Origin of the sequence: Pseudoalteromonas sp. T1lg88, from assembly GCF_002964765.1 — a bacterium.
Taxonomy (GTDB): Bacteria; Pseudomonadota; Gammaproteobacteria; order Enterobacterales; family Alteromonadaceae; genus Pseudoalteromonas.
On the sequence record NZ_PQCF01000007.1, the window covers coordinates 213,555 to 236,808 of the forward strand.

A 23,254-nucleotide genomic window follows, 5' to 3' on the forward strand; every position below is an offset into this window, starting at 1 on the left:
CAAGACTAGTATTAACAAGACGGCTTCGGAGCCGTCTTTTTTATTCGAGAGCTTATATGACATCCTGGTCCGATTTATTGGCAGCGCAAAAAAAGCAGGCCTATTTTCAAGAGACATTAGATTATGTGCAGCAGCGTCGCGATGCGGGTGTTGCCGTGTATCCGCCCAAAGAGCAGGTTTTTGACGCATTTCGCGCCACCGAGTTTAACGATGTAAAGGTGGTGATCTTGGGTCAGGACCCATACCATGGTCCAAATCAGGCCCATGGTCTGTGTTTTTCCGTATTGCCTGGGGTTAAGGCGCCGCCTTCGCTGGCTAATATGTATAAGGAGTTGGCACAGGATATTCCCGATTTTGCCATCCCCAATCATGGTTATCTGCAGTCCTGGGCCGAGCAGGGGGTGTTATTGCTTAATACCGTGCTGACGGTGGAGCAGGGCGAGGCTCATTCCCACAAGCATCTTGGTTGGGAGCATTTTACCGATCAGGTGATTGCCGCACTAAATGAGCAAGGTGAGGGTATTGTCTTTTTACTCTGGGGCGCGCATGCGCAAAAGAAGGGCAAGCATATAGATACCACTAAGCATTTTGTGCTTAAGGCGCCGCACCCGTCTCCCTTGTCGGCACACCGAGGCTTTTTTGGTTGTGGTCACTTTTCAAAGGCCAATAAGCTGCTCACAGAGCAAGGAAAACAACCCATAGACTGGCGCTTGCCCAGCTAAGCTAATGCCATAAAAAGCCATAAAAAAAGGAGCAATAAATGCTCCTTTTTTACTAGAAATCTAGTTCTTCTAAGGCGATGGTATCGCTGAATAGATCGAGTTCTTGTAGTTCTTTACGTAAACGTTGTTTATCTTTCAGTGCTTCGATTTCGCGCCACTTTCGTTTTTTATTACGACCGGAATTCTTTCTCGCCTCTGGACCTTCTATTATTTTTAGTAGTTCGTTCAGACTATCCATGACACTCTCCTGTATAACTAACGCAATCAATCTATACCATAGAAAGTACAAAAATAAAACGAAATTGTTTATTTTAAGTTACAGGAAAGTGATGTTTTTATTACCGGGTAATTATGTGAGAACGCCAGCCTGTCGCTGGCGTTATATTTTGGAAGAAAATTAGAGGGAAGAGAAGCGGCGTTCGAGCGCCACTTGCGCTTCGGCGAAGGCGCGTATGCCTTCAGAGAGCTTCTCAGTGGCCATGGCGTCCTGGTTATGCAACCAACGGAATTCGCTCTCGCTTAGGGCTGCTGGTTTAGCAGCTACACTGGCCGGTGATGTCAGCTGATATTCCGTATTCGCCGGTAATTGAGCCAACTCTTCAAGTAGCGCCGGGCTTATGGTCAGGCGATCGCAGCCGGTTAAAGCCAGGATCTCACCGGTATTTCTAAAGCTGGCACCCATGACTATGGTTTCATAACCATGGCCTTTGTAGAATTCATAGATGCTGCGTACCGATTGCACCCCGGGATCCGCCAGCGGATCGCTTGGCTTTTCCATGCCATTGGCCACATGCCAGTCAAGAATACGGCCAACAAAGGGAGAGATAAGGTACACATTAGCATCGGCACAGGCGCGGGCCTGGGCTTCACTGAACAGCAGCGTTAGGTTGCAACGAATGCCTTCCTTTTCCAGCTGCTCGGCGGCTTTAATGCCTTCCCAGGTCGATGCGATTTTAATTAAAATCTTGTCGCGGCTAACCCTTTCAAGGTCGTACAGGGCCAGCAGTTGTTTTGCTTTCGCTATGCTTGCTTGGGTGTCGAATGACAGACGCGCATCGACTTCGGTAGAAATATAACCGGGAACGATATCGGCGATTTCCTTGCCGATCAGTACGGCGAAGTAATCGCAAGCCAGTGCCAACTGGGCGCTGGTGTCATCACTTTGGCTGCGCGCATATTGCCAGGCCTTATCAAGATAGGGCTGGTAGGCAGGGATTTCGCTGGCCTTAAGTAAGAGTGATGGATTAGTGGTGGCATCCTGGGGTTGATGCTTACGTATTGCTTCAATATCGCCGGTATCGGCAACAATCGTTGAATGCTGCTTCAACTCTTGTAGTGCTGTAGTCATGTGCTTTCCTCATTCCAAGCATAGAGCGTCTACTGGGTTTATCGTCTGTGCCTATAGCAAATAGATAAACACTTATAGGTTATGTAGTTAATGTTGCACCTTAGTGACAACCATGGGGAGGTCAATTGTCCGTGCCAGGGGATTGATGCCATGTAAATAACATCAAAATGAACCGGTCGCCGCCGTTTTGGCGAGAGCGTATGGCACGCAGACCGATTAAGGGTCATGAACCCTCTAATAAAGCGTGATCTTTGCTTTATTTAATGTTGAAATTGACACTATTGTAGAGCCAAGTCAACAGCATTTATGATCACAGTCATTTCCCCAGCAAAAAACCTTGATTATGAGACTGCCGCTCCGGTAGCAACTCACAGTCAACCCGAATTACTCGCCTACAGTGAAGAATTGATTTCTGTATGCCGCGACTTAACGCCGCAGCAAATCGGCAGCCTGATGAAAATAAGCGATAAGCTCGCCGGTTTAAATGCCGCCCGCTTTAGCGAATGGTCTCAGCCTTTTAACAGCGATAATGCCAAGCAAGCTATTTTTGCCTTTAACGGTGATGTGTATACCGGGCTTGAAGCGAGTACATTAAGTGCTGATGCACTGGATTATGCGCAAGGACATTTGCGTATTCTTTCCGGTTTATACGGAGTACTTAAGCCGCTCGATCTAATGCAGGCCTACCGTTTGGAAATGGGGACTAAATTAGAAAACCCAAAAGGCACCAACTTATACCAGTTCTGGGGCAGTATTATTGCCGAAAAGCTCAATGAAGTTTTGGCTCAAAGCGGTGCCAAGCAATTGATTAATCTTGCTTCGAATGAGTATTTTAAAGCGGTGGATAAGAAGGCACTGAACGCCGACATTATTACGCCGGTATTTAAAGACTGCAAAAATGGTCAATATAAGGTGATCAGCTTCTACGCGAAAAAGGCGCGTGGCATGATGGCCCGTTATATTATGGAAAATAAGGTTGAGACCCTGGTGCAGCTTAAGGAGTTTACAACAGCGGGTTATTACTTTAGTGCTGAAGCTACGGTTAAGGAAAATGAGCCGGTATTTTTGCGTGAAGAACAGGGATAAGAAAGCCCGAACAATAAAAAAAAGCGCCCTCGGCGCTTTTTTTATTGTCTAACTGCAGGTCACAGCTCAGCCCGACACGCCTTACTGACGAGCGTAATTGGTAAACTCGCGCAACGACAGTTTACCGTCTTTATCTTGATCATAACTGCTAAAGCGAGACCACAAGGCCGGCTCTTGTGCCGCTTCCGACTTGCTAATAGCGCCGTCACGGTTTCGGTCTAATTCTTTAAAGCGCGACTCGATACTGCTGGCCTGCACCGAAGTGGTGACAAAGGCAAGCATCAAGGTGCTTAAAACTAATGCTGCAATTTTATTCATGTAAAAATCCTAGCGTACAGGTTACGCATATTATGCTGTTAGCCTAACCAAATTTGTGAACCTGGCCAAATGGAATAAGATTAATCGCCTAATTGCTGAGATTAAGTTGGCCACTTAGGCCGTCGTCTGCCAATTCAAAGACATGCCCACCGATTTGCTTGGGGTCCAGCTGCAAATTATGCGGCATTGTTTGTTGCGGACTTGCCAACTGGTTAAACGATGGGCTCGCTGACTGCACTGCTGCTGGCTGATTCGTCGCGGAGTGAGACTCCGAAGGTTGTTTAGCGCTTACTAGGGTAACACATAAAATTAAGGCTACGACCAATACTACACGTCGCACGGTATTCTCCAATTCATAGTGGCTTAATTGAAACTCATTTATAAATGTAAGTGAAGGTCTTTAGACCGCAGGGTGGCTCTCCTAACAAATTCAATGCCAGTTTTTTAAAATTCATATTTTTCAGTTGGTTATATTTTTAAGGTGAGGGTTGAGCTGAATAGTTTGTAGCTATTTTGCAACAGCTTATGGTTTCTTTAAATTTTTCTACTAAATTTCAAATAGTTAGTTTTTCTCTTTTTGGCAACAAGGAGTCATGGTGATTTTTCGCATGCTGCACTGGCGCCCCAGCCTGTTCGCCCAGTTCTTTATCGGCGTGGCCATACTGCTAGTGCCTTTGGCCTTAGTTGTGGTGGTATTTTTACAGGCCCTGGACCAGCATATGGTCAATACCCAGCAGATGGTATTGAGCAGTTACCAGAAGAATGAACAATTCAATGAGTTTAAGCAGCTGTTTCAATCCCTGGAGCGGGCAACGCTACAAAATTGGGTATTAAAAAGCGAGCAACTTAGTAAGGCGGTGAATGAGCAATGGCATAAGGCCGATGCGCTTTTGACGCAGCAGGCCAAGGCGGCCACCTCGGCTGGTGAGCTGGTTCGTTGGCAGCAATTGCAGGCGGATTTTGTCGCCAGCCGAGAAAATATAGAGCAGCAGGAGCAGGCCAATGCCGAGTTGTTTTCACCGCTGCGCCAACAAATCAACAGCCATGGTAATTGGTTGCACACTCATACCAAGGAACAGATAGACCTGGCGCAACAGGCGCTTACGGATCTACAACAGAGCTTTATTAACTGGCTGGTGGCCCTGGTGCCCATAGTGTTGCTGCTCGGTGGTGGTTATTTATGGCGCCTAAGCAGCAATCTCGGGTATTTATCTCGAGTGATAAGTCAGCTAGGTAAGGGCGATTGGGATGTGGATATTCAACTGACCGGTGCCAAAGAGCTGCGAGATCTGGGGCAAAAACTTAACTGGATGCAGCAGCAATTACAAAGCCTGGAGCAGCAAAAAGATACCTTTTTACGCCATGTGACCCATGAGTTAAAAACGCCCTTGGCTTCCATGGTGGAAGGCTGTGATTTATTGCAGGAGCAGCTGGTGGGCCCCATCAATGAGCAGCAGCAAGATGTACTGCAATTGATCAGCCAAAGCACAGAGCGTCTTCATGGCATGATCACAAACCTGCTAAATTATAACGCCATCAAGGCACGGACCCTGAGTAATAAAGGCTGCCAACTCGATACATTAAAGGCTCAGGTACAGGAGCACTTTGCCGAGCGCCTGCGGTTGGGTCAGCAAACCTTGGTGTGGCGCTGCCCGGCGGAGCTTAAAGAGTTGCCCCTTGATGGTGAATTGTTACAAATGATCTTGGTGCAACTGGTTTCCAATGCCATTAAGTTTTCACCCAATGGGGCGCAAATAGAGATACAAATCGAGCGTTATAAGCAAGAGCTGGAGATAGCCGTAGTCGATCAGGGACCGGGTATAAAGGAGTCTGAGCGCGAGCGTTTATTCGATGCCTTCTATCAGGGACAGGCTGCCAAGCGCAACGCCGTGGCCGGCAGTGGTTTGGGGTTATCCATAGTCAAGGAATGTGTTAACCAACTCAATGGCGAGGTGCAGATCCATTCAGGCTCACCTCAGGGCAGTTGTTTTAGGCTTAAATTTAGTTGCTAATGGAGTCAAGATGTTGAAATTTGCCAAGTGTGTTGCCGTGTTACTGGTGCCCATCTTGAGTGCGGGCTGTCAGTTGCCGGGCCCAAGAACGGCGGGAGAGACTGGTCACTTAGGTGAGCTTGAAAAGCAGGCTCCCAACCCTAAACCTAGGCCTAAGCAACAACCCATCTACCCTAGTGCCGAGCAGTTGGTGCAATGGCATGCACAGCAATGCGGCGGTTTTACCTCGGCCACCGAGTTACAGGAATATGTGGCGGCGCCGAGACTGAAGCAATTTTTTGCCCGCCTCTGCTTACGGGGCCAATCAAACCCGGACGAGCTACTAAGCGACCTTGAGGTGATCAGCGGTCAATATTACTGGCCCGAGTCCAGCGCCCGTTATTTCTGGTTGCTTAAGCAGCAGCTTCAGGCCAATGCCCAACAACAACAGCAACTTGCTAAGCTGCGCCAAGAGCAGCAGCAAATGCAGGAAAAAATGGAAAAGACCTTGTCGTCGCTGGCGGCCATAGAGCAGCAATTGCTGCAACGTGCGTCCCAGCAGGAGGATAATAATGAGTTCTAAAGCACGGGTTTTACTTGTTGATGATGATGTCAGTTTATTAAAACTACTGACCATAAGGCTGATGGCCAATAACTACGAAGTGACCACGGCCAACAGCGCCCCTCAAGCCTTGAGTGAGTTGCAGCAGCAAACCTTTGACGTGGTGCTGACCGATTTGCGCATGGACGATATCGACGGTTTGCAACTGGCCGAACAAATTCAGCAGCTTTATCCTAGCTTACCCGTGGTAATGATGACGGCGCACGGCTCTATTCCCGATGCGGTACGTGCCACCAAGCAGGGTATTTTTGCGTTTTTGACCAAACCCATAGATAAGGATGAGTTGATCGACACCCTGGCTAAAGCCGTGCGTCTGCATGGTCAAGGGCAGGGGCACGCTCAGCAAGTAAGTCACCCCTATATAGTGACTCGCAGTGCCACCATGTATCACCTGTTAGAGCAAGTGCGTATGGTGGGTGCCACGGATGTGAATGTATTGATTTCCGGCGCCAGCGGTACGGGTAAAGAGCTGCTGGCCAGAGCCGTGCATGAGAGCAGTGCGGTTAGCACCGGCCCTTTTGTTGCCATTAACTGCGGCGCTGTGCCCGCCGAGCTCTTGGAGTCCCAGCTGTTCGGCCATAAAAAGGGTTCCTTTACCGGTGCGACCGCCGACCATGTGGGGCTCTTTTCCGAAGCCCAAAATGGCACCTTGTTTCTTGATGAAATAGGGGATATGCCGTTGAATTTACAGGTTAAGCTGCTGCGCGTTCTGCAAGAGAAAAAAATTCGCCCGGTTGGTCATAGCGAGGAAATTCCGGTTAATGTCAGAGTGGTGTCGGCCACCCACAAGGATTTGCCTGCGGCAATCCGTGATAACAGTTTCCGCGAGGATCTCTACTATCGCTTAAATGTGGTGAACCTGCGTTTGCCAGCCTTGAGCGAACGTCGAGAGGATATCTCCCTGTTGGCGCATCACTTTTGTGAGCAAATTGCCGCTCGTCAGCAGCAAGAGGTGAAACGTTTCAGCGATGATGCCATGGACTTGCTTTTGCGCCACGACTGGCCCGGTAATATTCGCCAGCTGCAAAACGTAGTGGAGCAGGTGGTGGCATTGAGCCCTGGGGTGCTGATCAGTGCCCAGCAGGTGGCCATGGCCTTGCAGTGTGAGCTCGAAGCCAGCTCGCCCATTGCCTTAAACGAGGCTAAGCGCCAGTTTGAGCGCCAGTATTTGATTAATGTATTGAAAATGGTGGATGGCAATGTCGCTCAGGCAGCCAAATTGGCCAAGCGTAACCGCAGCGACTTCTATAAACTGATTAAGAAGCATGAGATCGATGTGGAGCAATTCAGCCGCGACTGATTAACCGTTATAATGCCGCCACACAAGGCCAAAGGAGTGAGTGATGCAATTATTTATGGTTTACCTGGGCGGTCGCATTGAAGGCTGTCATATTGAAATGCACGATGTGCGCTTTGTCGTTGGTGAGCGTATTGAAGATTGTTACGGTAAGCTCAAAGCCCAATGGGTGGGCAATAAAAACAGCGTGCATATGGACAGTTATATGGCGGTGCACCATATCGACGGCTATGCGGTGAGCCTGGGTGATGCGCCGCAACAGCGCAGTGAACGCCTCTATTTCGTTAATTTAGGCGCCTATCGTGCCGATCAACTTGCCGAACAACATGCTTTTACTTTGACCGTGGCGACCAGCGCCGAGCAGGCCAAACAACGGGTGAAGCAGGGTTTACTCACCGGCATGAGTCATCAGCATAAAGACGATTTACATGAGGTGGATGACTGCTTTGCCCTGGATCTGATCGATGCCCAGTATCATATCCATCTTACTCCCAGCAACCAGGCGCAAGCCATGCATCCGGACTGGTTTGGCTACCATGTGCTTTAGGGCGTGGCTTTGAAGCTTAGTCGTCGTTTTCTTCTTGCTTGATTGCGATGCGGATGGCGAGGATCACCAAGGCGAATAAGGCAAATGGCAGGGCCGCCAAGGAATATTCCACCAAATTGCTATCTTGATAGTTAGGTTGTAAAACGAAATGCCCGCCGACACACAAGGCGATGGCGATAAATAAAATGGGTAGCAGGGCGAGCTCTTTTTTTGCCTGATGTTTTTTCACAAGTGATTTCACGTGAGGATAAAGGCAGCTATTGTAATTAAGCCTGGCCCAGTGATTCAAGCTTTATCCTTGTTGCGCTGCTGTCATCTTGCTCGCGAAACAGCGCCCTACTATATCCAGTTTTTGCGGTCATAGTATCTAGCCTTGAACCTCTAGCTGTGTAAGTAATTACCAACTTATTACGCGGGCTAGATGCTCTTTAATTAATCGATTTTGAATCAGGACAAGGGTATATCAACAAGGATGGTCACACCGCGACCATCTTCGCGGTTGCTGGCGCGTATCTGGCCGTGATGAAAATCAACAATCAGACGAGCGATATACAGGCCCAAACCCAGATGCGGCTGTTGCTGCTTATCCTGAGCGCGCACCGACACCATGGAGTCGAAAATATGTTTACCTATGTCCTTGGGCAGCGATGGCCCTAGATTGCTAATGCTGAGTTGAGCTTGGTTGTTTTCTCGTGCCAAGGTGACCAATATTTCACTCTCAGGCTCAGCAAATTCCAGGGCGTTGTTGATCAGCTTATCAAGCAACTGCGCGAAAAAGTCGGCGGCCCCTTGCACAGGAAGCGCCTCTTGGGTGATATCCAGGGCAAAGCGTGCCTGTGGATAAGCCAACTGATAGCCCTGCATACAGCCTTGCAGCACCTGGGTGAGATCATAATGCTCCCGCGCCGAGGTATTAATGCTCTGTTCCAACCGAGTCGCCTCGCTCATGGTGGTGATAAGCTTATTCAAGCGGGCGACCCCTTCTTGAGCCCGGGTCAGGTATTTTTGTTGCTGCGGTTCGTGGGCGATCAATTGCAGATTTTCCAGCGAGCTGCGTACCACGGCCACCGGCGTTCGCAATTCGTGAGAAAGGCGCGACGACATATTTTCCAGATAATGGGTATAGCCGCCAAGGCGATTAACTATATTAGCGAAGCTGCGCGAGAGGTCGCCTATTTCGTCACTGTCGTTACTCACGCTCAGTTGCGCCCGTACTCGGCCCTGTTCATCAATGGCCTGCTCGGCACTGTCGCGTAAGCGGCGAATACGTGAGGAAATGCGCGAGGCAAAGAAAAACAATGAGATGGTGCCCACCAGCATCACCGCAATAATCACATTAAAGAGCTTTTCCAGCGCCTTGTTGCGCAGAGTGCGCACGCCATTGGTGGTTTCTTCGGCGATAACAGCGCCCAGCACCTGCTCATTACTCCAAATGGGGTAGGCGGCGGAGAGGATCACCGCTTTGCTGTCTGGCGTCAGGCGCCAGTTCGAGGCCGGCTCACCGCGTAAGGCACTGGCAATATGACTGCCTTGCAGCGCCGCCACATCATGCAAAATATCGAGAAAGTCACTGGGTGGCTTGGTCAGAATTTGGTAATAGAGCGGGTGCAAAAAACGCTGCTCGAAACGCCGCCACATGCCTTCCTTATCCTGCTCCTGTAAGGAGCTGGCCCAGACTCCGTCAGCATGTTGAATGGTGCCTGATTGCGCCAGTACCCTGTGATGTTTATCCACCACCCAGATACGGCTGCCGCTGTGGCCCATGCCCTTGATAATGCGTTTAATCTCCGGTGAGGGCAGCAGCACAGTGCCAAGTGTATTGGCATCGGTAATATTAGAGGTGGCCATTAAATGACGCTCTTGCTCGCCCGTGTCCCAATCGCTGATGGCAAAGCCGAGCTTGTTGCCAAGCATGGACAGGGGCATACGCAGTTCTATGTTATAGCCTTGCTCGGTCTGGCGGAAATAGCCCTGAATATCCTTATAGGGAGTCAATTCGGGAAGGCTAAAGGCATTTACCCAGCCGTCTTCGCGGGTGGCAATTATGTAGTTTTTTAGCTCGCCATTGGGAGACTTAATGGCGATTTTTAAATGATCGTTGCGCTCCAGACTAAGGGCATTTTTTGGGCGCAGACGAACCTGGTTATCCTGTACCGCGAACACCGCATACAGGTGCTGGCCGTATTTGCCGACCATGTGTGCGAATGACAGGTCGGCGTCATCATGATCCGGGTTTGGAGTTTGCAGGTAGTTACCCTGGTATTGCCACATCAGGCTTTGATAGGGAGCCCAGTCACCAAGTTCGCCATCGAGGCGGATGGCATTGTTGATCTGGTAGGCGTAAAGGTCGCGACCCTTTTCTACCTTGGCGGTAAATTCACTGGCATTTTCAAATAAAGCGGGGCGTTCATGCAGGGCTGTGGCCAGCGCTCTTGTGGTACCGACCAGGGTTTTTTCTTGACCCTGACGCAGATACTTTTCCATTTCCCACACATATTCGTAGCCAAGCCAGGGCAGCACCAGTAAAAAGCAGGACAGCAAGACCACCTTGCTGCGCAGCCCAAGCCCAAAGCGCGCCATCTATTTGCTTTCCCAGCGATAACCCATGCCATATACGGTGTCGATGCAATCGAACTGGGCATCGAGCGCCTGGAACTTGCGACGAATGCGTTTTACATGGGAGGTGATTGTACTGTCGTCAACGTAAATTTTGGCATCGCTCATCAGTTCATCCCGGCTTTTTACATGCCCCGGACGCTTAGCCAGTGAATGCACCATCCAAAACTCGGTCACGGTCAAATCCACCGCCTCACCCAGCCAGTTGGCGCGCAAACGTTTTAGGTTCAGCTCCAGCTTGTCTTGTACCAGGGTGTCCTCTTGTTCACTTGGTAAGCCTTGCGCTTCAACGCGGCGAAACAGCGCAGCGATACGCGCAGCCAGATGGGCCATGCTGATGTCCTTGGTAAGATAATCATCGGCACCCATACGCAGCCCACATACTGTATCTATTTCACTGTCGCGAGCGGTCAGAAAAATAATTGGCAGGGTTTGTGAGCGGGCCCGTAAGCTTTGGCACAGCATAAAGCCGCCATCGATTTCGTTGCCCAAGCCGATATCAACTATGGCCAGATCCGGCAAACGCTCGCTCAGTGCTAGCTCGGCGCTGGGCCTGTCGGCGAAACCTTGCACTTCATAGCCTTGCCCTTGCAGCATTTCTACATAGTTATCGCGGATCGCGGCTTCGTCTTCAATAATGGCTATTCGTTTCATCTTAGGGCTAACTTACGGCTAACAAGGTGATTTTGTTAACACTATACCCTGATTTGCTAGCCTTGGGATGAACGAAGCAGCAATTGCCATAATTGATCATAATTCCCCAAAGTTGCGCCTAAGAATGTGAGCTTGATACTTACAAAAGTTGATTTATTGTTGCGATAAACTGCATGAGTACAAAATGCTACCTTATTGCACACTTTGGTACATTTGCTCTAAGGCCTTATATGGTAAGGCATGTAGAGTAGCGGTTTGGGTGTAACTTACTCTTAGCGCTTTTAGCACCCTGTTTACATATTGTTTTCTTTGTTCGGCGCAACGTACCCTACTGCGCTAGCGCAATATGCGCGAAAAATTTTCATCAAGGAATACAACATGTCCAACAAGAATAGAAATATAAAGGGGTTGGGGCGCAAAAGTACCATTGCGATGCTAACCGCTATGTACGTGGCCGGGGGAGCCGCGTCCGCACAGCCGGGCTTTGAAAAAGCGCCTGCGGGCTCTTTTTACACCCCGGTATTCACAGCTGAAGACCTAGCAAATTACAAAGAATCGAAAGAAGCGCAAACCCTATTTGGTTCTGTGGGTCAGCTTAATAGACATTATCAGGATAATTCACCTAAGAATGTCTTCACACCTAAAGAAGGGGTGACCGGCAAGCGTACCTACATAGTACAGCTCCAAAACGATGCCGTGGTTAACTACCAAGGCGATATACAAGGTCTTGAGGCCACGGCCCTGACAACCACTCGTACCATGGTGGGTCGCTCAACCTTGAACGTGCGTTCACCTGAGGTGAAAAGCTACCGTCGTTATTTGCAAGACCAGCAAAACAAGGTGCTTAGCCGCGCCCAAGCGCATGGCGCCAATATCGAAATGAAGCAGCAATTGACGCTGGCTAACAACGCCATGATAGTCAATATGACGCAAGAAGATGCCATGGTCCTGGCCAAGCAAAGCGGCGTTAAGCGTATTACCGAAAACCGTATTTTCGAGCTGCGTACCGATCGTGGCCCAGAATTTATCGGTGCCGATAAACTCTGGCAGGGACAGGTTCCGGCCTCATCACTCAGCGTTAAGGGTGAAGGCATGGTTGTAGGTATTATTGATACCGGCATCAATACCGACCACATCGCCTTCGCTAGTGACGAAGAATATGCTAAGACCAACCCATTTGGTGCCGGTAACTTCATCGGTGACTGTGTTGAATCACCGGAATTGTGTAACGATAAGCTGATCGGTGTGCGCTCTTACCCTGAGGTCACAGTAGCCAACAGCGATTATATTTTTGGTTCTAAAAATCGTCGTCCAGAAAACGGCGAAGACTACAATGGCCACGGCTCTCACACCGCCAGCACCACTGCGGGTAATGAGCTAGTGGATACGCCATTGCAAACCGTAGACGGTTCAGTGACCAGCGATGGTATCGACCTGCCTTTTACGTTTGAAAAGACCAGCGGTGTTGCACCTCGTGCCCATATCATCTCTTATCAGGTATGTTGGCCGGGTGGTTCTGGTGACCCCTATGCCGGCTGTCCAGAATCCGCGATTCTATCTGCCTTTGAAGATGCCATTGCCGATGGTGTAGACACCATTAACTTCTCAATCGGTGGCGGTGAGTCCTTCCCTTGGGAAGATCCCATGGAATTGGCCTTCTTAAGCGCGCGTAAGGCGGGTATCTCGGTTGCCGCAGCTGCAGGTAACTCGGGCCCTTATTACATGTCTGCGGATCATACCTCTCCTTGGGTAACCACAGTAGGAGCCTCAACTCATGACCGTGTTATGTCATTGGGTGACAAGGTTATCAACAACTTTCAGGGGGTTCGCGCTCCTTTTAGCGGCGAGTATGCGGGTAAGAGCTACTCGGGCAGTATCACAGGTCCTGTAGTATTAGCGGAAAACTTTGCAGATCCAAACCCGGACGATGCCTATACAGCGGCCAGCTGTAATGTACCTTTCCCTGCGGGTACCTTTACCTCAGATCAAATCGTTGTTTGTGAGCGCGGTGATATCGCCCGTGTGGCAAAGGCCGAAAACGTGGCGGCCGGTGGTGCCGGTGGTTTTATCCTGCAAAATACCAGCTCAAATGAAAATCTTGTTGCCGATAATTATGTAATTCCGGGTATTCACCTGTCTTCTCAAGCCCGCTATACAATCCGAAACTGGGTTAATGCCAACCCGGTTGGTGAAGCGATCGCCACCATAGGTGAGCCGGTGAATACCTACGAGTTTGACCCAGAAAAGGGCAATGAACTGGCTATCTTCAGCTCAATGGGTCCAAGTCGTTATATCAATAACCTGGTACCAGATGTAACCGCACCGGGCGTTGATATTTATGCGGCCAATGCCGATGACCAGCCATTTACCGCCAACCCGACGGCCTCGGATTGGACCTTTATGAGCGGTACATCAATGGCGACTCCGCATGTAACCGGCGCCATGACCTTGTTGATGCAGATGCACCCAACATGGACACCGGCAGAGATCCAGTCGGCCTTGATGATGACGGCCAATAAGGTGAAAATCTTTAATGGTTACGCAATTATCGACCCTTACTACAACTTTATGGCCGGTGGCGGCGCGATTGATGTAGCGCAGGCAGCCAATGCCGGTCTGGTGATGGATGAGACCATTGAAAACTACCAAGATGCGAACCCGCGCAATGGCGGTTTGGTTGAATGGTTAAACCTGCCTTCTTTGGTTAATCAAGACTGTGAACTTGAATGTTCATGGATGCGTACCGTTAAAGCCACCAAAGATGGCTCATGGCAGGCCAGCGGCTTTGGCTGGGGCGTGCAAGGTGAAGACCAAAGCGCAGGCGTTGAAGTGGAAGTATCACCAAGCAGCTTCACATTGAAAGCCGGTGAAACTCAAGATGTCATGGTAACCATGAAGTTGCCAAACATCATTGAGCACAAGGTAGAGCCAGATGAGCCGGATGCGCCATGGGAAAATGTCCTAAATAAAGACATCTGGTTTAACGGCAAGGTAGTGTTTAACAATGTGGATGGCCAGTCGCCGGATGCACACTTCACCCTGGTAGCGAAAAATACCCTGGATGAGTTACCGCTGGCCGTGGATATCGATATGGCCCGCAATAAGGCTTCTGAGTCTATTGTTGTTAACACCGACAGCTACAGCCAGCTGACGCCAACCTATTATGGCTTGGTGAAGCCAACCACGATAGAGGCGGACGTAATAGGTGTAGGTCCTTATGTGACTAAGGATCGCGTTGAACGTGGTTGGGACATCCAGTCTATTACCGTTCCTGAAGGTACTAAGCGTCTAATGGTGAAGGTTGCCTCTACGGAGCAAACTTCTAACTTAGCTGATGTTGCTGAGCCACGCTGGCAGACTAAGAAAGCGCACCTGATCCTTGGTTTCGATGCCAACAACAGTGGTTCTTTCATGGTCAGCGATGAAGAGATTGCAGATGATCCGCAAGCACTGATCAAGGCACTTAATGCGGAAATGATCTGTTACTCATCAAGCAGTGTTGAAGACAACTACTGTAACATTATTGACCCTGAGCCAGGTCAGTACTGGTTTGCTACTGCTGCTTTAGCTGCGCCGCGTGATTATGAATATCGCACCAAAACGCACTATGCGGTAATCGGCAATGAATACAATGGTGGCTTTGATGTGTCTGCGCCAGAGCAGCACACAGGCAATGGCAACTATGAAATCGCCATTAACTGGGATCTGCCTGAGTCACAAATGGGTGATGTTTACTACGGTGGTTTTGCCCTGGGCAACGCGCCGGGTGCCGAAGGCACGCTTGGCTTTACCTCTTTGAACTTTAACCACGACAGTGAAGCACTGACCCTAAATGTGAGCCAAGATGCCGCTCGCGCTATGGATGTGCTTGATGTGAACGTGAAACTGAAGGCGAACTACGAGTCTCAAGAGCGTGACTACAACTTTGAGTTGACTCTTCCTGAGGGTATGCAGCTTTGGTCTGAAACAATGACCTCGAACAACGAGCAAGTTGCCGAGATGATCAAGGTTGAAGGCAACAAGCTGACCATCGCAGGCACACAGCAGGCAACCCGCAATGTTAAGCGTGACTACATAGTGACCAACAACATTACCGATGCCAGCTGTAAAACGCCGATGATCGACGAATTCTCTACCGGTGGTTACATCGACCTTCAGGGTGAGTTCCGTCTACAGCCAACCACACCTTGGTATGAAGGTGGTTCTAACGTGTACTTTGATGTACCAATTGACTGGTTGTTCTATAAGCAAGGCGCCAAGTTTGAAGTCTACAATCAGGCTAACAACAACGAAGTGCGTTTACACCCAACCGGTGCCATGCAGTTTACACCGCTGTGGTGGATGATGAGCCAGCACCGTGGTCCTGGTTTCTTGATGGAAGCATTAGCGCCATTCTGGCGTGGTTCGTTCGAAATCGCTAACAAGCGTGACCCTTACGACCCTACCGGTCTAACCATAGCATCACAGTATGCCGAAGAGCGTCCTGACCTAGGTGACCTGTTGTTTATGGAGTTCGATAATGTAACCGACAAGAACACAGGTGACACCTATGACTACGGGTGATCCTGCGCAGCGGTATCGATGACCACAAGGATAAGTTTGAAGTTATCTATGCCTATGACAACCTGGGCGCCAATGTTGATGAGGGTGTGATCATGATCGAAGGCGGCGACAGTGTTTACTCGTCTACTGCCGGCTTTAAAGATGGTTCACTGTACAATGTTATTGGTTACAACGACCTAGGTAAGGTGCTTAAAGACGACCTAGTGATCTGTTTCGACTATGTGGGTCCTGAGCAAAGTGAAGTTGAATTCTCTTTCAAAGCGACCGTTAATCCAGAGTCGGCGGGAACCGATAAAGAGATCACCTTAGCCTATGAACTTGGTAGCGAAGCGAAAACCTTAACTCATACCATTGCGGTCAAAGGCAACCTGAAAATGTCGGCCCTTGAGAATATGGCTGTAGAAGAAAACGGCCGTATCGATGGTATCGAAGTAGTGGTACTTGATGCTGACCAATCACCAAATGAACTCTTGGTGAGCGGCGATAACATCAGCGCTGAAATCAATGGCATGTCGTTCAACCTTGTCCCGAACGCGAACTTCCACGGTGATACAGAAGTAACGGTAACCGTACGTGATAAGGCCAACACCAGCGACAGCGTTTCGCAGACATTTCTGCTGAGCGTTGCATCTGATGGCATCGAATATGGTTGTACTGATGCGACAGCAACCAACTACGATGCAAATGCCAATACCGATGATGGTAGCTGTCAGTATCCTGAGCCTGAGCCAGAGCCAGAGCCAGAGCCAGAGCCAGAGCCAGAGCCAGAGCCAGTCTATGGCTGTACTGATGTGACAGCAAGCAACTACGATGGTAGCGCAGATACCGATGACGGCAGCTGTGAGTACCCTGTAACTGTGACTCCAGAGCCTGAAGTTAAGAAATCTTCTGGCGGTAGCACCGGCATCTTTATGCTGATGTCACTGCTGGCCCTGTTCGGCGTACGTCGAGTTCGCGGCTAAACAAGGTTTCTCTGCCAATTAGCTGCCTGAGCGCAGCAAGGAAAAAAGCCCCTAGTTAGGGGCTTTTTTCCTTGCCTGGAATGAGTGAACCTAGCTCATGCGATAACTTGCGAACAGTGGGGGAGGATAAAAGTCACGGCGAAATTTTGGCAACGCTCGGGTTCAGGTTACAATAGCGGCATTCTTTATTACTAGTGACATGCCCATGAAACTGACCGTTGAAATCAGTAAGTACCCGCTTCATCAAGACTATATCCCCTTTATTAAAGACTTTATTGACCGTCTTAATGAACACAAAGAGCTTAAGGTGATCACCAATACGCTCTCGACTCAGGTGTTTGGCGACTATGATACCGTGATGGCGGTGTTAAGCGCTGAGATCAAGCGCTCCTATGAGCAATTTGGTAAGGCCATATTTGTTTGTAAGTTTTTGCATGGCGATCTGTCGCCTCAAGACTAACTCTTAGGAACGCCTTTAGGAACACCTTATGGATGCCTTAAATAGTACCTTATCTGGCTTTGCCGCCATGTCCGGCTGGGAATATGCCGCGGTTGCGCTTTCCGTGGCCTATTTATTGTTGGCCATGCGCGAAAGCCTGTGGTGCTGGCCGGCGGCATTTTTCAGTACCCTGATCTACACCCTGATGTATTGGCAGGGCGCCTTGTTGATGGAATCCCTGCTGCATTTTTATTATATGGGTATGGCTATTTATGGCTGGTGGGCATGGCGCTATGGCAAGGAGCGCAGCGAGAGTCAGGGCATTGTCAGTTATCGCCTGAGCACCCATGCCTGGCTGATTATTGCGACCGCGCTTATCGCCGTATGCATAGGCTATGTAATGGATAATTACACGCGTGCCGATTATGCCTATCTCGACAGTTTAACCACCTGTTTTGCGGTGTTAACCACTTACTTTGTGGCAAAAAAAGTGTTGGAAAACTGGCTTTATTGGGTGGTGATCGATGCCGCTTCCATCTACTTGTATTTGGCCAAGGGCTATTATCCGACCGTGGTTTTATTTGTGTTTTATACCTTTATGGCGATTGCCGGCTACCTGCGTTGGCGCCAGCAATATCAGCAGAAGGAACAAGGAGTGCCGGCCTATGCCTGAGTCGGTGGGTCGTATCCATGCCTTGGTCACGGCATTTCAAGCCGATGCGGTGATTGAGCAAATTACCTTTTTGCCGCAAGGGGTGAGCAACGAGAATTATCGGGTTGATACCGAGCAGGGCACCTGGCTGGTAAAGCTCTATGGCAGGCAGGTACCCGATGCCGCCATCGACGCCCAGCGTACCCTGGCGCAGCTGGGTGTGTGTCCGGCACCTGTTTATGTGGACAAGGGTCATCGCTGTGCCATTTTCGCTTATGCGCCAGGGCAGATGCCGAGTGATTTCGATGGTGAGCAAGCCCTGTTACGCTTGACGCAGATTCACGCTTTGCCAAGCAGTGGCGCAGCACTGGATTTGCATGATGAGCTGGCCGGTTATGCCAGTGAACCTTATTATCACCCTTATGCTCAGGCGTTGCAGGAGGTGGTAGCCTTGACACAGGCTACAAGCGAGGATTACTGCTTCTGTCATAACGACCTGATCAAAGAGAACATTATCAGCCACCGTGGACAATGGCAGTGCATAGATTTTGAATATGCCCAGCATGGTGACCGCTACTTCGATCTGGCCATGTTAACCCTGAGCTTTAAGCTCTCAGTGGAGCAGCAAGAGTGGCTGTTCAGCCAGTACTTTAGCGCCCTTGAGTTGCAAGGAAACTGGCAAAAGTTTAAGGCCATGCAAAAGCTGGTGGCGGCCTTAAATTATTTTTGGTACGCACGCCATCAGGTGCAGCATCGGATTGACGACGCTAAGTTGAGCCTAGATACGCTACTGGCTTAAAGCGTATCTACTAAGGCTTCATATTGTGTTTGATAGTGACGCCAAAAATCAATGGAAGCCTTGTTCAGTGGGCGGCGAATTTGCAATTTACTGGCGGTGGCACAGGCATCAGGCCTGGTATAAAACTCTAAGCAGTCATCCTGCCAGGGCAAGTGGCAAAAGTCATATAAGTGGCGCAGCACCCGCTCACCTTCGCTTACCAAGTCTTCATAGCTCTGTAAAATCACATTACTCGGATACTTAGCGGCAAAGTGCCGCGCTAAGCGCTCATAATCGTCATAGAATGTGGCGATATGGGTAAGCTTAAAGGAATAATGGTGAAACGGGCTATGCACTTGATAGGCCTGGCGAAAGTTGGCGATGCAAGTGTCTTCTTTGGCGCGCAGCATAAGCACTATCTTCACCTTTGGCAGGGCGTGGACGATAAAGTCGATATAGTAAAAGTTAAACGGCAGTTTATCGCAGCCCCGCTCTGTATCCCCCTTTAAGCCCGTATAACGGCTCAAATAATCCTGTGCCAAGGCGGCCATATCCCCTTTGCTCGCTTGGCTTATGACCTCGGGAGTCACAATGGCGGTACTACTTTGCCCGCTTATGCGTTTTACCGCCTGAGGTAAATCCTGCAACTCACCTAAGGGCGCCAAGTGTGGACTTTGGCACAGTAACTGAGCTACTAAGGTGGTGCCTGAGCGCGGCATGCCGGCTACAAATACTGCTTCAGCATCATTATCCCGTTGCGAGATAAGCTGAGGCGGTGTCGAGATCAACTGCTGGCAAAAGGCGCTGTGCTTAGCGGCATCAAAATGAATATTCTTGGCCACCGCCTCCTTGCTGTTTGAAAAGGCGTTAAAGGCCTCGTCATATTCCCCAAGTTGTTCATGCTCTAGGGCTTTGGCATGGAACAGATGTTGACGGGCTATGGCATTTTGCTCTTGTGCCAGCAGGGCGGTGAGCTGTTTTATATGCGCCTGCGCTTCGGCCGTGCTGCTTTGCTCGGCTAGGGCATAATGAGCGCGATAGTGATTGGGGGCGATCTGCAGCGCTCTTTGCAAGAGTTCCTTGGCTTGGTTGTTAGCGGCCATAATATTATGGCTAATGGCGGCGTTAACCAGGATATCTGCGTTATCCGGTGCCCGGGCCGCAGCACGCAGATGGTAGATATGGGCGCTGTGATAATCGCCGAGACGAGAATAGAGGTTAGCCAGGGTATCCAGTTGCCCGGCATCGGTGAGTGACGCTTTGTCCAGGGCTTGCAGAGTTTGCAAGCATTCACCGCTGCGCCCGAGCAGGTATAAAAACTTGCCTCGGCTAAGCACATATTCCGGTTGTTTTGATAACTCCAGCGCCTTATCCAGGAGTTTAACCGCCTTCGTCAGGTCACCGGCTTGGGCGTTTACCTCGGCCATCAGTGACCAGGCAAGGTGATCCTTTGGATTGTGCTGCAAGCGTTTTACCAGTTCACCATGGGCTTGAGGCAAGGCTTGCTGGCGCAGCAGGTGTTGAATATGTTGGCGCAAAGTGGAATGGGTCATATAAATAAAAAAAGGGGCAACCTTGGTTGCCCCTTAGTGTATTACAGCTCGAAGTTATAGGTAAACTTCATGCCTATGGTGCGTGGCGTGGTGATGTAGTGACCGTACACCCGCTGCAACTCTGGCAAGGCATGGTTTTGGTCTTCATAACGTGCCATGCCCGCCCAGGATTTATCACGACGAGTCGAGGTAAAGGCATACTTGTCGAACAGGTTGTCCACATACAGGGTAGCCGACCACATATCTCCCGAGATTTTCGCGGATAGGTTGCTAAGAGCATAGCCCGGCAGCACTTCGCCATCGGCCTTAAGGCCCACCTTGGTATAGACATCGCTTTGTGCGGTCAGGCCATAGTTGATGTTTAACAACTTGTCGCCAAATACTTCATTTTCATAGCTGACCCCTAAAGATGCTTGATGCTCAGGCGAGCCCGGCAGGCGGTCGCCATCGGCGCCGTCGTAATAAGCCTGGTCTGGCTCATATACATCAAACAACATGGGCGCATCTTCAGTCAGCTCGGCCTTGGCATAGGCGTAGGTCGCATAGAGGGTCCAGTTATCGCCCAAAATAGCGCGGGTAGATAACTCAACACCCTGAGAGCGTGCCGAGCCGGCGTTGGTGGTGATAATCTCCTGACCATTGACCGTGGTCGACTGAATTTGCGCATCGTCCCAGTCAACGCTAAACAGCGCCGCATTGAAGTGCAGCTTATTACGTAGCCAGGTTGATTTAATGCCCAGCTCATAGTTGGTGGTGGTGTCTGGCTTGTAGGCCATTTCGTTGGGCAGGGCACAGACGATTTGCTGTTCCGGTAGCTGCTCAGGGCACGACTCCAGGCCATTACTGCCGCCGATGCGGAAGCCTTCACTAATGGTGAAGTAGGTGACCAAGCCGTTGTCGAAGGTGTAGTTGGCGTTGAACTTAAACAGGCTGCCGTCATCTTCGGCGCTGCTTGGCTCTAGCTCAACATCCGCTCGTGAGGCATAGAAAACATCATCCCAGGCATCATACAGGGGCGTTGCCGAACCTGATTTAGAGTCGATTTCATACTCGTAAAAACGTGCGCCTAAGGTAATGTTGAACTGATCGTTAAAGGCATAACCTACTTCGCCAAACAGGGCTTTTTCCGTGGTATCTGACTCAAAAATAGCTATGTATTCCAGGTCCGGTTCGATATTGGGAATATCGCTGCCATAGTCGAAGTTATCGAAGCCAGGAGCATATTCCCTGTCGTCCGACTTGCTTTCAAACTTGTTGTAGTAAGCGCCAACAATCCAGTTCCACGGGCCGTCGTGGCTGGATACCAGGCGCAGCTCCTGGGTAAAGCTGTCTTGCTCACTGGTGTCCTTGGTGTAATCGACAAAGGCAGGGAAGTTGGCGTAGCCGGTCCAGATATCGTAAAGCAGATCGGTCTGATCGCGCTGACCTTCTTGCTCATAGCTAGACCAGCCTGAGGCCGAAACCAGCTCGGCAAAGCCCAAATCGGCTTTGAGCTCCAGACTAAGCAATTCATCTTCTTGCTCATTGGGCTCTTCAACACGATAGGCAGAGTCGTATTTGCCGACTAGATCGTGAATGGGGTTATCCGGGCTGATGCTGCCGTACTGGGTGATCGAGTTGCCGCCGTGTTCCTGCTTTTGATAGAAGTAGTTCAGGGTGCCCTCGAAGACTTCATTTGGAGCCCAACGTAAGGACAGGCGCGCCGTGGTGATGTCTTCATCATTGGCATCTTCAACCTGCTTAAGGTTGGCCTTAACCTCGTCGGCATTGTTCCAATCTGGGTCGGGCAGAGACACGCCAGGCTCGCGCACTACGAAGTTGTAATCCATATAACCCGGGTTGTGGTAATAATTCACGCTGGCGCGCAGAGCCAGTTCATCCTCTATGAGAGGGGTGTTAAATACAAAACCCGCTTCGCCGCCGGTGCCATCGCTTTGTGACAGGGTAAACAGGTCGCCGCTAATTTGCCCTTCGGTGATATCCAGCACTGGTGCCTTAAGCATATAACGAATGGCGCCGCCCAAAGTTCCGGCACCGTAAAGTGTGCCTTGTGGGCCGATCAGGACTTCGACGCGCTCCACATCGGTAAGGCGTAAATTGATATTAAGGGGGATTTCACCCAAATAGGTGGCCACTGTGCCGCTGTCGGAGGCACGCTCCGACGAGTTGGTGTTTAAGCCGCGCACTATGATAGGCGAGCCTTCACGTCCGCCCTGATCGGTAATGGTCAGGCCTGGTACCCAGCGCGCCACGTCTTCGAGCTGGGCTATATTCTGATCTTTCATCACATCGGCATCCATGGCGGTGATGTTAAGCGGCGCTTCTTGCGCCGAACCGCTGCGACGAGTCGCGGTAATTTGAATGACTTCCAATGCCTTTTCTTGTTTGATTTCGCTATTGGCTTGCTCGGCGTTGGCGTGGCCACATAAGCAGCCGGCAATGGCCGTAGCCAGTAGTGTTGGCTTAAATTTACCCATGTTGTATTACCCTGTGATCTTGATATAGCAATGTAATTTGCCATTAATAAAAAGCACGTTAACAATAATTAAACAACCCTTTAAAATAGGGACGAAAATTAATATTCAGCTATCGTGCCTTTTTATTCTTTATTTGCCGAGTTTTGTGCATTTTTGTGCAAAAATAATCGCTATTTTTTTGCGTGATATTGCTATAAAAGCAGGGCTTGCATGTTAAAAGGGGATCTTGCCATCTGACATGTAAGCGGGCTTTTTAACTCGTAAATAAAGATAATTTGAATTTTAATGCAATTATATAGAATTAAAATTCAAATTATAGATTTTTATAGTCAATATATTGTGGTTATTTTGTTGTTTTTTTGTAGCTTGCCAGGCTAGGAGCATAAAAATGCTTAAAACCAGCCTGTTCTGCATAATTAACTTGTTGTTTTATTGGCAATAGTGACTATTGCACGCGCTTTTTGGCAGTGGGTTTTTAGCAAAAAGGCGGCGGGGTGAAGTCAAGCTGGGCAATCCAGCTATTTGAGTCTGAAGCCTGCGCCTATGGACCAGGCGGGTGTAACTTTGCTACTGAATAAATTATCGCCATCCGATTCGCGAGGGCTGGTATTTCCCAAGGGATGCCATTA

The 23,254-nt window shown here is 49.8% G+C and carries 20 protein-coding genes; 11 read left to right on the forward strand and 9 right to left on the reverse strand.

Annotation, left to right across the window (positions count from 1 at the left end):
- Nucleotides 1-56: 56 nt before the first annotated feature.
- Entirely contained in the window at nt 57-722 is a 666-nt protein-coding gene (ung, locus tag C2M34_RS04970) for a uracil-DNA glycosylase (protein ID WP_105200238.1), read from the forward strand.
- Between the two features lie 52 nt (nt 723-774).
- Here ung and C2M34_RS04975 read toward each other — a convergent pair whose 3' ends face one another.
- Both C2M34_RS04975 and tal read right to left on the reverse strand, forming a co-directional pair.
- Entirely contained in the window at nt 775-960 is a 186-nt protein-coding gene (locus C2M34_RS04975) for a DUF3545 family protein (RefSeq protein ID WP_105200239.1), read from the reverse strand.
- A gap of 159 nt (nt 961-1,119) precedes the next feature.
- Complete coding sequence (gene tal / locus C2M34_RS04980) at nt 1,120-2,070, reverse strand: transaldolase (RefSeq protein WP_105258211.1); 951 nt, start codon at nt 2,068-2,070, stop codon at nt 1,120-1,122.
- A 306-nt stretch (nt 2,071-2,376) separates the two neighbouring features.
- On the opposite strand from tal, the gene yaaA reads away from it, so the two are divergent.
- Nucleotides 2,377-3,156: a peroxide stress protein YaaA gene (gene yaaA / locus C2M34_RS04985; protein ID WP_105258212.1), complete on the forward strand. Its 780-nt coding sequence runs from the start codon at nt 2,377-2,379 to the stop codon at nt 3,154-3,156.
- 81 nt (nt 3,157-3,237) lie between these two features.
- Here yaaA and C2M34_RS04990 read toward each other — a convergent pair whose 3' ends face one another.
- Nucleotides 3,238-3,474: an EF-hand domain-containing protein gene (locus tag C2M34_RS04990; protein ID WP_105200242.1), complete on the reverse strand. Its 237-nt coding sequence runs from the start codon at nt 3,472-3,474 to the stop codon at nt 3,238-3,240.
- Nucleotides 3,475-3,562: 88 nt separating this feature from the next.
- Nucleotides 3,563-3,814, reverse strand: coding sequence for a hypothetical protein (locus tag C2M34_RS15690; protein ID WP_158681390.1), 252 nt, complete (start codon nt 3,812-3,814; stop codon nt 3,563-3,565).
- A gap of 253 nt (nt 3,815-4,067) precedes the next feature.
- Here C2M34_RS15690 and C2M34_RS04995 point away from each other — a divergent pair, with 253 nt between their 5' ends.
- Genes C2M34_RS04995 through C2M34_RS05010 form a run of 4 tightly spaced genes read left to right on the forward strand, consistent with a single transcriptional unit; the run spans nt 4,068 to nt 7,931 of the window.
- Nucleotides 4,068-5,486: a sensor histidine kinase gene (locus tag C2M34_RS04995; protein WP_105258213.1), complete on the forward strand. Its 1,419-nt coding sequence runs from the start codon at nt 4,068-4,070 to the stop codon at nt 5,484-5,486.
- A gap of 10 nt (nt 5,487-5,496) precedes the next feature.
- Complete coding sequence (locus C2M34_RS05000; protein WP_105258214.1) at nt 5,497-6,048, forward strand: hypothetical protein; 552 nt, start codon at nt 5,497-5,499, stop codon at nt 6,046-6,048.
- Entirely contained in the window at nt 6,038-7,387 is a 1,350-nt protein-coding gene (locus C2M34_RS05005) for a sigma 54-interacting transcriptional regulator (RefSeq protein ID WP_105258215.1), read from the forward strand. The genes C2M34_RS05000 and C2M34_RS05005 overlap by 11 nt, the downstream gene beginning before the upstream one ends.
- A gap of 43 nt (nt 7,388-7,430) precedes the next feature.
- The gene (locus C2M34_RS05010) at nt 7,431-7,931 is read left to right on the forward strand and encodes a DUF1543 domain-containing protein (protein ID WP_105214636.1); all 501 of its coding nucleotides are present in this window, start codon (nt 7,431-7,433) and stop codon (nt 7,929-7,931) included.
- 16 nt (nt 7,932-7,947) lie between these two features.
- Here the strand turns inward: C2M34_RS05010 and C2M34_RS05015 are convergent, their stop codons facing one another.
- The 3 genes from C2M34_RS05015 to pdsR all read right to left on the reverse strand — a co-directional run bounded on the left by C2M34_RS05015 (nt 7,948) and on the right by pdsR (nt 11,201).
- Nucleotides 7,948-8,160, reverse strand: a complete 213-nt coding sequence (locus tag C2M34_RS05015) for a hypothetical protein (protein WP_105200311.1) — start codon at nt 8,158-8,160, stop codon at nt 7,948-7,950.
- 218 nt (nt 8,161-8,378) lie between these two features.
- Nucleotides 8,379-10,511 (reverse strand): proteobacterial dedicated sortase system histidine kinase, encoded by a 2,133-nt coding sequence (gene pdsS, locus C2M34_RS05020; protein WP_105258216.1) that lies wholly within the window; start codon nt 10,509-10,511, stop codon nt 8,379-8,381.
- Nucleotides 10,512-11,201 (reverse strand): proteobacterial dedicated sortase system response regulator, encoded by a 690-nt coding sequence (gene pdsR / locus C2M34_RS05025; RefSeq protein WP_105200249.1) that lies wholly within the window; start codon nt 11,199-11,201, stop codon nt 10,512-10,514.
- A gap of 378 nt (nt 11,202-11,579) precedes the next feature.
- Here pdsR and C2M34_RS05030 point away from each other — a divergent pair, with 378 nt between their 5' ends.
- The 5 genes from C2M34_RS05030 to C2M34_RS05050 all read left to right on the forward strand — a co-directional run bounded on the left by C2M34_RS05030 (nt 11,580) and on the right by C2M34_RS05050 (nt 18,616).
- On the forward strand, nt 11,580-15,764 hold the full coding sequence (locus C2M34_RS05030; protein WP_105258217.1) for a S8 family serine peptidase: 4,185 nt from the start codon (nt 11,580-11,582) through the stop codon (nt 15,762-15,764).
- Entirely contained in the window at nt 15,761-16,726 is a 966-nt protein-coding gene (locus tag C2M34_RS05035) for a GlyGly-CTERM sorting domain-containing protein (RefSeq protein WP_105258218.1), read from the forward strand. Before C2M34_RS05030 ends, C2M34_RS05035 begins: the two co-directional genes overlap by 4 nt.
- A 205-nt stretch (nt 16,727-16,931) precedes the next feature.
- Nucleotides 16,932-17,186 carry a YkoF family thiamine/hydroxymethylpyrimidine-binding protein gene (locus C2M34_RS05040; protein ID WP_105188085.1) on the forward strand — a complete coding sequence of 85 codons (255 nt, stop codon included), beginning with the start codon at nt 16,932-16,934 and terminating at the stop codon, nt 17,184-17,186.
- A gap of 28 nt (nt 17,187-17,214) precedes the next feature.
- Nucleotides 17,215-17,838, forward strand: coding sequence for a nicotinamide riboside transporter PnuC (gene pnuC, locus C2M34_RS05045; protein WP_105258219.1), 624 nt, complete (start codon nt 17,215-17,217; stop codon nt 17,836-17,838).
- Nucleotides 17,831-18,616, forward strand: a complete 786-nt coding sequence (locus tag C2M34_RS05050; protein WP_105258220.1) for a phosphotransferase — start codon at nt 17,831-17,833, stop codon at nt 18,614-18,616. Before pnuC ends, C2M34_RS05050 begins: the two co-directional genes overlap by 8 nt.
- On the opposite strand, the gene C2M34_RS05055 is transcribed toward C2M34_RS05050, so the two are convergent.
- Both C2M34_RS05055 and C2M34_RS05060 read right to left on the reverse strand, forming a co-directional pair.
- Complete coding sequence (locus C2M34_RS05055; RefSeq protein WP_105258221.1) at nt 18,613-20,148, reverse strand: tetratricopeptide repeat-containing sulfotransferase family protein; 1,536 nt, start codon at nt 20,146-20,148, stop codon at nt 18,613-18,615. The two genes, C2M34_RS05050 and C2M34_RS05055, sit on opposite strands and share 4 nt — an antisense overlap.
- Before the next feature lie 41 nt (nt 20,149-20,189).
- A complete protein-coding gene (locus C2M34_RS05060) occupies nt 20,190-22,625 on the reverse strand; it encodes a TonB-dependent receptor (RefSeq protein ID WP_105258222.1) in 2,436 nt (811 codons plus the stop codon).
- Nucleotides 22,626-23,254 lie beyond the last annotated feature (629 nt).

Excerpts from the sequence above, each read along its gene's own strand:
- ung (WP_105200238.1), top strand. The coding sequence starts at position 57 with ATGACATCCTGGTCCGATTTATTGGCAGCGCAAAAAAAGCAGGCCTAT.
- C2M34_RS04975 (WP_105200239.1), bottom strand. The coding sequence starts at position 960 with ATGGATAGTCTGAACGAACTACTAAAAATAATAGAAGGTCCAGAGGCG.
- C2M34_RS05005 (WP_105258215.1), top strand. The coding sequence starts at position 6,038 with ATGAGTTCTAAAGCACGGGTTTTACTTGTTGATGATGATGTCAGTTTA.
- C2M34_RS05040 (WP_105188085.1), top strand. The coding sequence starts at position 16,932 with ATGAAACTGACCGTTGAAATCAGTAAGTACCCGCTTCATCAAGACTAT.
- tal (WP_105258211.1), bottom strand. The coding sequence starts at position 2,070 with ATGACTACAGCACTACAAGAGTTGAAGCAGCATTCAACGATTGTTGCC.
- pdsR (WP_105200249.1), bottom strand. The coding sequence starts at position 11,201 with ATGAAACGAATAGCCATTATTGAAGACGAAGCCGCGATCCGCGATAAC.
- C2M34_RS05000 (WP_105258214.1), top strand. The coding sequence starts at position 5,497 with ATGTTGAAATTTGCCAAGTGTGTTGCCGTGTTACTGGTGCCCATCTTG.
- pnuC (WP_105258219.1), top strand. The coding sequence starts at position 17,215 with ATGGATGCCTTAAATAGTACCTTATCTGGCTTTGCCGCCATGTCCGGC.
- C2M34_RS05010 (WP_105214636.1), top strand. The coding sequence starts at position 7,431 with ATGCAATTATTTATGGTTTACCTGGGCGGTCGCATTGAAGGCTGTCAT.
- C2M34_RS05060 (WP_105258222.1), bottom strand. The coding sequence starts at position 22,625 with ATGGGTAAATTTAAGCCAACACTACTGGCTACGGCCATTGCCGGCTGC.
- C2M34_RS04990 (WP_105200242.1), bottom strand. The coding sequence starts at position 3,474 with ATGAATAAAATTGCAGCATTAGTTTTAAGCACCTTGATGCTTGCCTTT.
- C2M34_RS05030 (WP_105258217.1), top strand. The coding sequence starts at position 11,580 with ATGTCCAACAAGAATAGAAATATAAAGGGGTTGGGGCGCAAAAGTACC.
- C2M34_RS05050 (WP_105258220.1), top strand. The coding sequence starts at position 17,831 with ATGCCTGAGTCGGTGGGTCGTATCCATGCCTTGGTCACGGCATTTCAA.
- pdsS (WP_105258216.1), bottom strand. The coding sequence starts at position 10,511 with ATGGCGCGCTTTGGGCTTGGGCTGCGCAGCAAGGTGGTCTTGCTGTCC.
- yaaA (WP_105258212.1), top strand. The coding sequence starts at position 2,377 with ATGATCACAGTCATTTCCCCAGCAAAAAACCTTGATTATGAGACTGCC.
- C2M34_RS05055 (WP_105258221.1), bottom strand. The coding sequence starts at position 20,148 with ATGACCCATTCCACTTTGCGCCAACATATTCAACACCTGCTGCGCCAG.
- C2M34_RS04995 (WP_105258213.1), top strand. The coding sequence starts at position 4,068 with ATGGTGATTTTTCGCATGCTGCACTGGCGCCCCAGCCTGTTCGCCCAG.